Origin of the sequence: Mammaliicoccus sp. F-M27 (assembly GCF_022387115.1) — a bacterium.
GTDB lineage: Bacteria > Bacillota > Bacilli > Staphylococcales > Staphylococcaceae > Mammaliicoccus > Mammaliicoccus vitulinus.
In genome coordinates, this window is the sequence record NZ_JAJNIE010000011.1 from 40,990 (window position 1) to 54,782 (window position 13,793).

Here is a 13,793-nt window from a genome sequence, read left to right on the forward strand (position 1 = left end):
CGTGGATAACTCCAACTATTTTGTGTATAACTTTTATTGATTCATCCAATTAAATTGTATCATACGATTGTTTTGATTTATATCTTTGATAATTTTCAAATTTTCTACATTATAATGTTCTAAAATATAAGTTTTTAAAATATCACCTTGTAAATGTCCAATTTCAAATATAACAAGGCCACCTTTAGTAATGACTTTATCAAGATTTGAAAGTATATCTTTATATATAGCTAAACCATCATCAGGTGCGAACAGCGCTAAATGTGGCTCATAATCTAATACCGTTCCTGACATTTCCTTTTGCTCTTCATATGAAATATATGGTGGATTAGACACTAACACATCTACTTTAATCTTTTTATCAATAAGCGGCTTAAGCGTTTCACCTAATAAAAATTCAACTTGAGCATCAAGCATCTCTGCATTTTCTTTAGCTATTGAAATAGCGCAAGCGCTAATATCCGTTGCAAAAACTGATAAATCTGGTCGTTCTTTTTTAAAAGAAATTGCAATCGCACCTGAGCCAGTCCCAATATCACACAAAATTTTATTTTTCGAGTTGAGCATCTCAAGTGTTTGATAAATAAGCTCTTCAGTTTCTGGCCTTGGTATCAAGACATCTCGGTTTACTTTAAACTTTCTGCCATAAAATTCAGCAAAACCAGCAATATATTGTACAGGTTCACCTTTATACATGCGCTCTCTATATGATAAATATTCATTTAAAATATGCTCAGGTACATTTCCTCGAAAGTTTAAAGCTATTTCTGTACGAGACATACCTGTTATATCTTCTAATAACCAATCAGCACGAGAGGTTTCAAACCCTCGTGCTGATAATCCATCATAAGTTTCTTTCAATAATTGTTGAAAATTATAATTGTCCATTATTAAGTTCTTCCAATTTTTCTGTTTGTTCATGCATTGTTAATGCATCTATAATTTCGTCAACTTTGCCTTCCATTATTTGATCTAATTTTTGCAAAGTTAAACCGATACGGTGGTCAGTCACTCTGTTTTGAGGATAATTATATGTTCTTATTCTCTCAGAACGGTCACCACTACCTACAGCTGATTTTCTCTTCTCAGCATATTTAGCATTTTCTTCTCTAACCATCATGTCGTATACTCTAGCTTTTAATACTTTAAAAGCTTTTTCACGGTTTTTAATTTGTGATTTTTCTGATGAAGTTGCAACTATTCCTGTTGGTACATGTGTAATACGTACGGCTGAATCCGTTGTATTAACATGCTGTCCACCTGAGCCACTAGAACGATACGTTTCAATTTTTAAATCTTCTGCTCTAATATCGATTTCAACATCTTCTGCTTCAGGTAGCACCGCAACTGTTGCAGTTGATGTATGGATTCTACCACCCGACTCAGTTTCTGGTACACGTTGAACACGGTGCGCACCATTTTCATATTTAAGTTTACTGAAAGCACCATTACCTTGAATAGAAAAACTCACTTCTTTATATCCACCATGGTCAGTTATATTTTCTTCGACAACGTCAATTTTATATCCATTCGCTTCAGCAAATCTAGAATACATTCTAAATAAGTCACCTGCAAATATCGCCGCTTCATCTCCACCTGCAGCACCACGAATTTCCATAATAACGTTTTTACCGTCGTTAGGATCTTTTGGTATCAACAATAGCTTCATTTCTGATTCGAGCTCAGGAACACGCTTAGTTAAACTATTAATTTCTTCTTTTAACATGTCTTGTTCTTCTTTATCTGTAGTTTCATCAAGCATTAATTTCGCGTCTTCTATATCACCTTTTACAGATTTATAAGTTCTATATACCTCGACCGTTTGTTGTAAATCAGATTGCTCTTTTGAATACTTTCTCAATTTATCAGTATCTGACACTACATCTGGATCGCTTAACATTTCATTTAACTGTTCATATCTATTTTCAACAATATCTAATTGATCAAACATTTATATCACTCCTTGTTTCAGTTCTTATTATATGATGATCTCTACATCTTGGTTCATAACTTTCATCTGCTCCGACTAATATAATCGGATCTTCAATGTGGGCAGGTTCACCGTTGATTAGCCTTTGTGTTCTACTCGATGGTGAGCCACATACTGCACAAACAGCTTGTAATTTTGTAACGATTTCAGCAACTGCCATCATTTCTGGCATTGGCTCAAATGGTACGCCTTTAAAGTCCATATCTAAACCTGCAACTACTACACGGTAACCTTCTTCCGCTAATTTTTGAGCCACTTCAACGACTTCATTATCGAAAAATTGAACTTCATCAATACCAATTATATCTATGCCTTGCAAGTCTTGATGTAAGATTTCGCTTGAGTGTTCAATACTTATTGCATCTAGTTGATTGCCATTATGAGATACTACAGCTTCTTCACTATACCGATTATCGATAGATGGCTTAAATACTTTCACATTTTGTTTAGCATATAAACCTCTTCTTAGACGTCTTATAAGCTCTTCTGACTTACCACTAAACATACTTCCGCAAATACATTCTATCCATCCGGAATGGTAATTTTCGTACATATTACTTATCCACCTTTTCCAACATAATCGCTTAATTATATCATATTCTTTTTACATATTTATTAATTATTACAAAAAAAGCACCCTTTAAAAAAGGATGCTTGATTGGCTTCATATTTAGTTTTCTGATTTTAAACCAAATTTTTTGTTGAAGCGTTCTACACGACCATCCGCAGATGCGAACTTTTGACGTCCTGTATAGAATGGATGTGAATCTGAAGAGATATCTAAACGGATAACTGGGTATTCGTTACCATCTTCCCATTCCATAGTTTCGTTAGAACTACGTGTTGAACCACTTAAGAATTTGAAGTCTGTAGTTGTATCTAAAAAGATAACTTTATTATACTCTGGATGAATTCCTTGTTTCATTATTTTCAGCTCCTTTGCCCTGAACCATCTGGAACAGAGTTTATTTGTGACTTATTCACTCAATACTTACATATTATATATGTTGAAGAATTAAAATGCAACCTTAAATTATATAATCGGTTTACCTGTTTTAGCACTTTCAACCATTGCTTTTCTCAAAACTTCGAAAAATTCGGCGTTAGACTTAGTGCGTTTTAACTTTCTAATAAACCTTTCAGAAAAATCATTTTGATCAGTAAATAAATTACGTAACTGCCAAATCATTTCAAGTTCTTTCTTCTCTAGTAACAATTCTTCTTTACGAGTAGAACTTCTTCTAATATCAATTGCTGGGAACACTCTCTTTTCAGATAATTTACGATCTAAATGAAGTTCCATATTACCTGTACCTTTGAACTCTTCATAAATCATGTCATCCATACGTGATCCTGTCTCAACTAAAGCTGTCGCTAAAATCGTTAAGCTACCACCAGCTTCAATGTTTCTCGCCGCACCAAAGAAGTGTTTAGGTCTATGAAGTGATGCTGGGTCCAAACCACCTGATAATGTTCTACCACTAGGTGGCACTACTAGATTATAAGCTCTCGCAAGCCTTGTAAGTGAGTCCATCAAAATAATAACATCCTCACCAATTTCAACTAAACGTTTCGCTCTTTCTAATAACAATTCTGCTACCTTTACGTGGTGTTCAGGTGGCTCATCAAAAGTAGAGTTAACAACTTCAGCTTGTTCAACAGAACGTTCAATATCTGTTACTTCTTCTGGACGTTCTCCTATTAATAATACAAATAATTTCGCTTTAGGTTGATTAATCGCAATAGCATTTGCAATTTCTTTAAGCAATGATGTTTTACCAGCTTTCGGAGGCGCAACAATCATTCCACGTTGACCAAGACCTATAGGTGTAATTAAATCCATTATTCTTGTTGAATGCTTCTCATCTGTCGTTTCTAATCGGATACGTTCTTGTGGGTAGAGAGGAGTTAATGCTTGAAAGTGTGGTCTTTTCTTTACTTCTTCTGCATTTTGATCGTTTACAAAATCAACTTGCAGTAATCCGTAATATTTTTCGTTTTCTTTAGGTTTTCTAACTTTACCCGTTACTCTGTCACCTTTTTTAATCTCAAACCTTCTAATTTGACTAGCAGATATATAAATATCTTTTTCGCCTTTAGAATAATTTACAGTACGAAGAAAACCATACCCATCTGGCTGAATATCATCTAAGATACCTTCCATATAGTAATTACCGTCTTTCTCCATTTGAGCTTCCATAATTGCTAAGACTAGTTCTTTTTTATTTAATTTACTATAGTTTGTTATTCTAAGCTCTTTTGCCTTAGTTGTTAATTCTTTAGTTGTATAGTTCTTGTATAATTCGTGAAACGATTCATACTGAGGACTTGTTCTAACTCTTTCAGCCATTTTTATGACACCCATTTCTTAAAAATCTAATTCATTTATTGTAATACCAGATTTATAATCTGCCTTTAAACTATAGCATTTTTTTATGATGATGACAAAATATGTTTATAGATATAAACAAATAAAATCCGTTCTAAAGCTTTCGCTTTAAAACGGATTTAAAACATTTAATATTTATTTGAAATAACCAGGGATTGCTTTTACTTCAAGGAATTCTTCAATTCCATAATCTCCCCATTCTCTACCAATACCTGATTGTTTATAACCACCGAATGGTAAATTTGGTTTTCTTCCTGCATCATTGATTTCAACAGTACCTGCTTCTAATGATCTCGCTACTTTTTTCACTGTTTCTTTGTCATTTCCGTAAACGTAAGCAGCTAATCCGTAAATTGTATCATTTGCAATTTCGATTGCTTCATCAATATCTTTATAAGTGATGATTGTACCTACTGGACCAAATATTTCTTCTTGAGCAATTGTCATATCATTTGTAACATCTGTAAATAATGTCGGTTTAACAAAGTAACCTTTTTCGATTCCTTCAGGTTTACCAACACCACCATGTAGTAATGTTGCGCCTTCATCAATACCTTTTTGAATATAGCTTTGAACAGTATCGAATTGTTTTTTAGATACTACTGGGCCAGCGTCTTGACCTTCTTCTCTAGGATTACCAACTTTAACATTTTCCATTGCTTTTTTAGCTGCTGCAATAAATTCATCTTTAATACTTTCTGGAACTAATGTACGCGTTGCTGCCGTACATACTTGACCTGTATTTTGTACAAATTTAGCAACTGCGCCTTTAGCAGCTTTCTCAATATCAACATCATCTAAGACTACTAATGGTGATTTACCACCTAGTTCTAATGAAACTTTTTTGAAATCTTTAGCTGAGTTTTCCATAATTCTTCTACCAGTTGGGCCAGAACCTGTAAATGACATCATGCGAACATCTGGATGAGAACTTAATGGATCACCAACACTTTGTCCATCACCATTTACTAAGTTAAATACACCTTTAGGTACGCCAGCTTTTTCAAATATTTCTGCTAAAATGATTGCTGCAAATGGTGTTTCTTCAGAAGGTTTTAACACTACTGGTGAACCAGAAGCGAAAGCACCAGCTAATTTTAGTGAAGTCTGGTTAGTTGGGAAGTTCCAAGGTGTTACTAAACCTGAAACACCAATTGCTTCTTTAACAACTAAATCGTCACCGCGACGTTCTTCAAATGCGATTGAGTCGATTGCTTTGCTTGCTTCTCTAAAATGATTTAATCCCATTTGATAGTGAACTGATTCAGATTTTTCAATTGGAGAACCTAATTCATCTGTCATAACATCAATTAAATCGTCTTTTCTATTTTCATATTCGTCTGCAATTCTTTCTAATAAAGCTTTTCTATCTTCTAAAGAAGTATTTCTGAACTCTACATACACTTTTTTAGCTGCTGCAACTGCATCATCAACATCTTGTTTATTACCTGCAGCTATTTGTCCCATTACTTCTTCTGTTGCCGGATTGATTACATCAAGTGTTTGTCCGTTATGGCTACTTACCCATTCACCATTAATATATTGTTTGATATCTTGTCTCATCAATTATCTACTCCTTTATATTCGATTCATTGAATATTATAGTACGAATCATGCACTTAATAAAAATGATGTGTTTATAAATCGAGAATTTCTTAAAAACATTAATAAAAAATCCCATCAGCGAAAGTCTTCTTTACTTCGCTAATGGGATTTTTTTATTTTTACATATCTTAATTTCTATTAAGAATGGTTTTCTTCTAATTGCACATTACGCTGTGCCCATTCTTCCAATGGTACAAGAGCTTGTGCTAACTCATAACCTTTATTAGTTAGATGATATTCAACAGATAGAGGCGTTGTTGTAACAACTTTCTTTTCAACTAATTCCCAATCACTTAATTCAGTTAATTTAAGTGATAATGCTCTAGGTGTAATACGTTTAAGATCTCTTTTCATATCAGAAAAATGAGCAGAACGTTCATCACAACGTGATAAATAATTGAGTATTAAACCATTCCAACTGCGTCCTATTACTTTAAATGTTTCCTCTAAATAAGGACAAACTTCCATGTTACTCACCTCTTTAACTTCTATATTGCAATTATACTACACTTAGTATACAAAGTATACATTTTATACTCATTATACAGTTTCAGTCCAAATGTCTGCACCTAATGCTTTTAATTTGTCTACAATACCACTGTAGCCTCTATATATATGGTTTACATTATAAACCGTTGTGACTCCTTCAGAAATTAAACCTGCGATTAGTAGCGAAGCACCAGCTCTTAAATCACTTGCTGCTACACTTGCACCTGTTAATTCTGAAGGATAATAAATAGCTGTTCCATTTTCTAAATTCACTTTAGCACCCATTCTTTTAAGCTCATCAACATGCTTAAATCTAGCTGGGTATATTGTTTCTGTTATTTTACTTTGACCATTAGCTTTTAATAATAATGGTGTAAACGGCTGTTGTAAATCAGTCGCAAAACCAGGGTAAACTGATGTTTGAATATCTACTGGTTTATACTCATCTTTACCTCTAATAATAATAGAGTCTTCACCTAAATCTATATCCGTACCCATTTCTTTTAATTTAGCAATTAACGGTTCTAAATGTAATGGAATAATATTCTCGATATACACTTCTTCACCCATGGCTGCTGCTGCACACATATACGTACCTGCTTCGATTCTATCAGGTATGATTGTATGTTTAGTACCATGTAATGATTCTACACCTTCAATTTTCAACGTATCCGTACCTGCGCCTCTAATTTTAGCACCCATATTATTTAAAAGTGTAGCAACGTCCACTATCTCAGGTTCTTTAGCAGCATTTTCGATTACTGTTTTACCTTTAGCTAGTGAGGCAGCTAACATAATATTAATTGTAGCACCAACACTTACAACGTCCATGAAGATTTTTGCTCCAACTAATTCTTCAGCAATTAAATACATTGCACCTTGTTCATTTGTCACTTTTGCACCTAATGCTTCAAAGCCTTTTATATGTTGATCTATTGGTCTAGGACCTAACGGGCAACCACCAGGTAACCCAATCACACATTTTTTGAATCGTCCTAACATAGCACCCATCATATAATAAGAAGCTCTTAAAGATTGAACTTTATTATTAGCTAGTGGTAAATTAACCGCATTACTAGAGTCCACTACAAGTTGATCACCATTTAAGTCTGTCTTTATATTTAAATCGCCTAGCAGGCTCATTAATGTTTTTACATCAGAAATATCAGGAAGACCATCTAAAGTTACAACATCATTTGCCATTAAAGTAGCTGGAATTAATGCGACTGCACTATTTTTAGCCCCACTTATTTGCACTTTACCGTTTAACTTATTGCCGCCTTTTATTTTTATAACTTCTTGAGACATATGTTTACTCCTTTACTTCATCGTCTTAGAGAATGCATACTCTCTCAACATGAATAGATAATTATTTCCATTATATACTATTCAATAACATAAACGCAAAAACATAAAAAGTAAATAGTAACATCTTAAATAATTAAAAATTGATTTTATAAACAAAGTTTTTTTGAGAAAAAATTATTGATAAAAGAGAATGTTGTTCTACTTTTATCAATAAAAAAACTACTCCAAGTCAATGACTTAGAGTAGTTTAAAATATTTCTATAAAAAGAACTTATTTTAATTAAGCTTGGTTAGAAGTACCAAATTCTTGGATTTTACCTTTAACTGTAGCTTTAATTGCTTCACGAGCAGGTCCTAAATATTTACGTGGATCGTAAACTTCGCTGTCGTTATTTAATACTTCACGAACGGCTTTAACAGATGAAATTTGATTTTCAGTGTTAACGTTGATTTTAGCTGTACCGAAAGTGATTGCTTTTTTGATATCGTGTGTTGGGATACCAGTACCACCGTGTAATACTAATGGTACACCAGTTGAAGCACCGATTTCTTCCATTTCTTTGAAACCTAAGTTTGGTTCACCTTTGTAAGGTCCGTGAACTGAACCTAATGCAGGTGCTAAAGTATCAATACCAGTTCTTTCAACTAGTTCTTGACATTCTTTAGGGTCAGCATAGATAACGCCTTCTGCAACAACGTCATCTTCTTGTCCACCAACAGTTCCTAATTCTGCTTCAACAGAAACACCGTTAGCATGAGCATATTCAACTACTTTAGAAGTAATTTCGATGTTTTCTTCGAATGAATGATGAGAAGCATCGATCATTACTGAAGTGAATCCAGCATCAATTGCTTCTTTACATTTTTCGAAACTTGAACCATGGTCAAGGTGAATGGCAACTGGAATTGTAACGTTATAATCTTCAATTAATCCTTCAACGATTTTAACAACAGTTTTGAAACCACCGATGTAACGGCCAGCTCCTTCAGATACACCTAAAATAACTGGTGCATTTTCTTCTTGTGAAGCTTGAAGAATTGCTTGTGCGAATTCTAAGTTATTGATGTTGTATTGTCCAACAGCATAACCGTTTTCTTTTGCTTTAATTAACATTTCTTTCATTGAAACTAAAGGCATTGAGTTTCCTCCTAATGTGCAAGGCACGTATTATTTACAAAAGTAATTATATCAAACTTTATGAACATATGCACCTTTTGAAAGCCCTATCCTAAATGTTTTCTTACAATTTTCATAACTTCTTCAATTGTAAACGGCTTCATTAGCACACCTGTAATATTTGCTTCTTTTAAGATTTCTAGCTCTGTCGTTGATTGAAAAGCAGAAATGATATATACAGGTATCATTTTATTCGTCTTTCTAATTTCTGAAAACACTTCTTCTCCAGAAATTCCCGGCATTCTTTTATCTATAAATACCAATTTATAAGTATGCTCTTTAAATAAATCAATGCCTTCACGACCATTTTTGGCAGTATCCACTTTGAAATTATTTAATTCTAATATTTCCTTTAATAATTGTCTTATATTCTTTTCGTCATCTATAATAAGTACATCCATTGAAGGTACCCCACTTTTTCTATAAAATAAATTTAAGTACATATATAAGGAGAATACAAATTGCTTAAAATTTTCAATACACAATTGAATGGTATATTCAGTAAAATAGATGCTCAATTAGAAGAAATTGAAATTGCATCACAATTACTTATGCAAGCAGCTAACGGAGAAGGTAGCATATTTATAAAAACTTTTGATGAAATCGACTACTTTAATGATTTCATGACAAAAAGTAATGAAAGTCTACCACATTCTAAAACACTTGATCATTTAGACGAAATACATACGATTGATTCAACAGATCGTGTCTTATTAGTAGGTTCGTTCTTTACAGCTGAATTAAATCATTGGATACAAAAATTGAATGACTTAGATATTGATTTTGTCGTGATTGCCAATAAAGACAAAGATCATAAATCACACGAAAACTTAATGCATTATATAGATTTATCAACACCAAGAGCAATCGTTCCAACAGCAGACTTTAGTAAAATTATTACCCCACATATAATGGCTTTAAATTATATATATTATATCATGTTTGCTGAAATGTACGAGATGACCCAAGATTTAAATGAAGTATAAAAAAAGAAGATGGGACATAAATCTACGATTTTGTGAAGAATATCATGGTCCACTCAAAATAAAAAAGCATATCACACTACTGATATTTGTAAGTAATGTGATGTGTTTATTTTTATATTAAAATCGTGAGTAATATTCATTTTTCTTATATTTTTTTGTTTGTTCTTTTAAGTACATACTGTATGTTGCAAGACTGATCAAACAAGCGACATAGAACGCCTGTATGTTGCAAGACTTACTAAACAAGCAACATAGAACGTCCGTATGTTGCAAGACTCACCAAACAAGCAACATTCAGATACCGACTCCTCTCCCACCAACCTTATCCAATCACAAAATCGTTACAAATATCTAATTTCATATAAAAAAGAGCAGAAATTCAATTTTAAAAATGAATTTCTGCTCTTTTTAAGTTTTTAGGACATTTATGTCTCAGACTATTTCGTCTACTTATTATTTGTTTTTTATACTTGCTTCTACAAATCCTCTAAATAATTTTTGTGGACGTGTAGGTCTTGATAAGAATTCTGGGTGGAATTGACATGCTACAAACCATGGATGATTTTCTAATTCTACTATTTCAACTAAACGACCATCTGGGCTTGTTCCAGAGAACTTCATGCCTGCTTCTTCTAATTTTTCACGATATTCGTTATTAAATTCATAACGGTGACGATGTCTTTCTTCTACTTCTGACTCGCCGTATACATCATGTGCAATTGTTCCTTCTTCAATTTTACATGGATAAACGCCTAATCTTAAAGTTCCGCCTAAGTCTTCGATATCTTTTTGTTCAGGTAATAAGTCAATGATTGGATAAGGAGTGTTTGGATTTAATTCTGCTGAATGAGCGTCTTGTAATCCAACTACATTTCTAGCAAATTCTACTGTTGCTAATTGCATACCTAAACAAATACCTAAATAAGGCACATTGTTTTCACGAGCATATTGAATCGCTAACACTTTTCCTTCAACACCTCTATCACCAAAACCACCAGGTACTAAAATACCATCTACATCTGTTAATTCTTGTTGATAGTTTGATTCATTTAACTTTTCAGAATTAATCCATTTAATATCTATATCTGATTTAAAGTCGTAACCAGCATGTTTCAATGCTTCAACTACTGATAAATAAGCATCTTGTAAACTTACATACTTACCAACTAAACCAATTTTCACTGTTCCTTCTAAATTACGTACAGTATCCAACAATTGGTTCCATTCCGTTAATTCCGCTTCTGCTGCAGCATCTAATGATAATCTTTCGATCACTATATCATCCATATGCTGTTCTTGTAGAGCTAATGGGATTTGATACAATGTATCAGCATCTCGACATTCAATAACAGCACGTTTGTTAATATCACAGAATAATGCAATCTTATCTCTTAAGTCTTGTGTCATTTCATATTCTGTACGTACAACAATTAAATCTGGTTGAATACCTAAACCTCTTAATTCTTTAACACTATGTTGTGTTGGTTTAGTCTTCATTTCACCTGCAGCTTTAATATATGGAAGTAGCGTACAATGGATATACATAACATTTTCTCGACCGAGATCACTCTTAATTTGTCTAATTGCTTCAATAAATGGTAGTGATTCAATGTCACCTGTTGTACCACCGATTTCAGTGATAACAACATCAGCGTTTGTACTTTCACCAGCCATCAATAATCTTGATTTAATTTCATTTGTAATATGTGGGATAACTTGAACTGTTCCACCTAAGAAGTCTCCACGTCTTTCTTTTTTAAGAACGTGTGAATATACTTTACCAGCTGTTACGTTAGAATATTTATTTAAACTTATGTCAATAAATCTTTCATAATGTCCTAAGTCTAAATCTGTTTCCGCACCATCTTCAGTCACAAATACTTCACCATGTTGATAAGGACTCATTGTACCTGGATCAACGTTCAAGTATGGATCGAATTTTTGAATTGTTACATTTAGTCCTCTATTTTTAAGTAATCTCCCTAGTGATGCTGCAGTGATGCCTTTACCAAGAGACGAAACGACGCCACCTGTTACGAAAATGAACTTTGTCATATCTTTACCTCCAATTGATAATTAAAAAATAAAAAACGCTCCCACTTACATTAATTAAAATGTAAGGAGGGAGCGTTATATTTATACGTTTGTCCTACTTAAAGGAGCCCAAATAGAATATTACCATCTTTTAAAGAAAAGTCAATTAAAATTCTTATTATTTTTCTTCTTCTTCTTCTTCTTCTTCTTCGTCTTCCTCTTCATCAACAACAAGACCAGCTTCTTCTAATTCATCCTCAACCTCTTCATCTTCTGGGTCTGCAGGATCATTTAGTCCTTCTTCATCATCTTGTACTATAGTAATGTCAAGGTCCTTCGTTTTATCTTCTTCACCTAGAAGTGAAATTTCTGAATCTACTTCATCTTCTTCATCAAGCACTGTGAATTTTTGGATTGTCGGAGCAATTTTTTCTTCAATGTCATCTACTGAATACCAATCACGTAAACCCCAAATGTTTTCTCCAACGCTTAAAAATCTTCCATCAGTATTTAAGTCTGTATAAAACTGTAAAATACGATTTTCAATTTCTGAATCTTTATAATTACCTAATCTTTTAAATTCGTCTACCATGTCATATAAGTTTGTTTCTTTGCCGTTCTCTGATAATAAAATATAAGCCATTTCGATAAATGAATGCTCATCTACCATTTCTTTACTGAAATCTTTTAGTTTCATGCTTTACTCTTCCTTTCAACAATCGAACTATTGTCGCGCATTAATATTTATAATCATAACAGTTTACGATTATAATTGACAACCTGATTTTTAGCAAATGTTAGTTAATACTTAATATATTTCAACAGTTTGATATAGTCTTCTGATTTTTGTATTTCTACAAACCTCGCTTTTTCGCATAAAGGCTTCAATTTATTGTTTGAGCCGAATAAAGTTATATGTATTTCTTTTTTATCTTCAAATCGTCTACGTACGAAAGCACTTAATTGTCTTAAGGCACTTTCAGCAATGCCTTCTTTTCTTTCATTTTCTTCGACTTCTATACTACGAATATCAAAATATTCCCCTTTATCTTCTAGTACGATAATGCCTACTTTTTGATTATCTTTCATTAAATGGATATCAACAAACTCATTGTCTAAATCGTCTTCTTTTATTACTAACTTTAATGATGACACGTATTTAGAATCTAAATCCAAATAATATAAGCGCTCTTTTCCTAATGGTCCTTCTTCTTTAGTAGCTGTATGCATAAATCCGGCTCTTTCATATAAATTCCATGCAGCCTCATTTTCAGCATCTACTACTAAATATAAATGATCAAAATCAGGAAACACATACTGTACATATTCTGGTAAATTCATCATAATTGTTGTTCCATAGCCATTGCCTTGATACTTCTCATTAATTGATAAAGATCGAATATACACTACATTATCTGGCGTATCATACCCCTCATGCTGATAATATTTATGAAGTACAAAGAAACCTATAATTTCATCGTGTTTATTTACAACGATATTTGGTCTTCTATCAGGATCATTAATTGCACCATCTAATACATCTTTAGGCAAAGAAGAATAGATTTGTTGACGCTCATTAAGGTGAAAATCATATAGTGCTGTTCTCATACTTTCTTCAAAAGGTTTAATGACAATATCATCAAATTGTTTAGCTTTCATTATTTATATCCCCCTGTGTCTTTAAATATATCATAACGAATTTTACGTTCATTGCGCAATTAAGAACCTATAATCTATATATAAATAATTATATGACAAGCCATTTTATAAAAGTAATAGAATAAAGCCCTCCTTCCAACTCGCTATTCATTTATC

General features: G+C 32.9%; 14 protein-coding genes. 1 reads left to right on the forward strand and 13 read right to left on the reverse strand.

All coding sequences use genetic code 11. From position 1 onward, the window contains the following. Positions 1-33 precede the first annotated feature (33 nt). The 10 genes from prmC to LQ598_RS10880 form a co-directional block, all read right to left on the reverse strand. Entirely contained in the window at positions 34-888 is an 855-nt protein-coding gene (prmC, locus tag LQ598_RS10835) for a peptide chain release factor N(5)-glutamine methyltransferase (RefSeq protein ID WP_107559204.1), read from the reverse strand. Next, complete coding sequence (gene prfA, locus LQ598_RS10840; protein WP_107559205.1) at positions 875-1,951, reverse strand: peptide chain release factor 1; 1,077 nt, start codon at positions 1,949-1,951, stop codon at positions 875-877. The genes prmC and prfA overlap by 14 nt, the downstream gene beginning before the upstream one ends. Then, positions 1,944-2,543 (reverse strand): thymidine kinase, encoded by a 600-nt coding sequence (locus LQ598_RS10845; RefSeq protein WP_016910985.1) that lies wholly within the window; start codon positions 2,541-2,543, stop codon positions 1,944-1,946. The genes prfA and LQ598_RS10845 overlap by 8 nt, the downstream gene beginning before the upstream one ends. Before the next feature lie 117 nt (positions 2,544-2,660). Further along, positions 2,661-2,915 carry a type B 50S ribosomal protein L31 gene (locus LQ598_RS10850; protein ID WP_016910986.1) on the reverse strand — a complete coding sequence of 85 codons (255 nt, stop codon included), beginning with the start codon at positions 2,913-2,915 and terminating at the stop codon, positions 2,661-2,663. A 108-nt stretch (positions 2,916-3,023) separates the two neighbouring features. After that, complete coding sequence (rho, locus tag LQ598_RS10855) at positions 3,024-4,340, reverse strand: transcription termination factor Rho (RefSeq protein ID WP_107559206.1); 1,317 nt, start codon at positions 4,338-4,340, stop codon at positions 3,024-3,026. A gap of 174 nt (positions 4,341-4,514) precedes the next feature. Beyond that, a complete protein-coding gene (locus LQ598_RS10860; protein ID WP_107557037.1) occupies positions 4,515-5,942 on the reverse strand; it encodes an aldehyde dehydrogenase family protein in 1,428 nt (475 codons plus the stop codon). 180 nt (positions 5,943-6,122) lie between these two features. Further along, positions 6,123-6,452: a winged helix-turn-helix transcriptional regulator gene (locus LQ598_RS10865; protein ID WP_016910989.1), complete on the reverse strand. Its 330-nt coding sequence runs from the start codon at positions 6,450-6,452 to the stop codon at positions 6,123-6,125. A 72-nt stretch (positions 6,453-6,524) separates the two neighbouring features. Then, on the reverse strand, positions 6,525-7,781 hold the full coding sequence (locus LQ598_RS10870) for a UDP-N-acetylglucosamine 1-carboxyvinyltransferase (protein ID WP_016910990.1): 1,257 nt from the start codon (positions 7,779-7,781) through the stop codon (positions 6,525-6,527). Positions 7,782-8,061: 280 nt separating this feature from the next. Continuing rightward, positions 8,062-8,919 (reverse strand): class IIb fructose-bisphosphate aldolase FdaB, encoded by an 858-nt coding sequence (fdaB, locus tag LQ598_RS10875; RefSeq protein WP_016910991.1) that lies wholly within the window; start codon positions 8,917-8,919, stop codon positions 8,062-8,064. Between the two features lie 86 nt (positions 8,920-9,005). Further along, complete coding sequence (locus tag LQ598_RS10880; RefSeq protein WP_103322371.1) at positions 9,006-9,359, reverse strand: response regulator; 354 nt, start codon at positions 9,357-9,359, stop codon at positions 9,006-9,008. Positions 9,360-9,419: 60 nt separating this feature from the next. On the opposite strand from LQ598_RS10880, the gene LQ598_RS10885 reads away from it, so the two are divergent. Beyond that, positions 9,420-9,944, forward strand: a complete 525-nt coding sequence (locus tag LQ598_RS10885) for a DUF2529 family protein (RefSeq protein ID WP_107557036.1) — start codon at positions 9,420-9,422, stop codon at positions 9,942-9,944. Positions 9,945-10,397: 453 nt separating this feature from the next. On the opposite strand, the gene LQ598_RS10890 is transcribed toward LQ598_RS10885, so the two are convergent. The 3 genes from LQ598_RS10890 to LQ598_RS10900 all read right to left on the reverse strand — a co-directional run bounded on the left by LQ598_RS10890 (position 10,398) and on the right by LQ598_RS10900 (position 13,640). Beyond that, positions 10,398-11,999 (reverse strand): CTP synthase, encoded by a 1,602-nt coding sequence (locus LQ598_RS10890; protein WP_107557035.1) that lies wholly within the window; start codon positions 11,997-11,999, stop codon positions 10,398-10,400. Positions 12,000-12,156: 157 nt separating this feature from the next. Then, entirely contained in the window at positions 12,157-12,675 is a 519-nt protein-coding gene (gene rpoE / locus LQ598_RS10895; protein ID WP_107559262.1) for a DNA-directed RNA polymerase subunit delta, read from the reverse strand. Positions 12,676-12,779: 104 nt separating this feature from the next. Beyond that, positions 12,780-13,640 (reverse strand): GNAT family N-acetyltransferase, encoded by an 861-nt coding sequence (locus LQ598_RS10900; protein ID WP_182475400.1) that lies wholly within the window; start codon positions 13,638-13,640, stop codon positions 12,780-12,782. Positions 13,641-13,793: the final 153 nt, after the last annotated feature.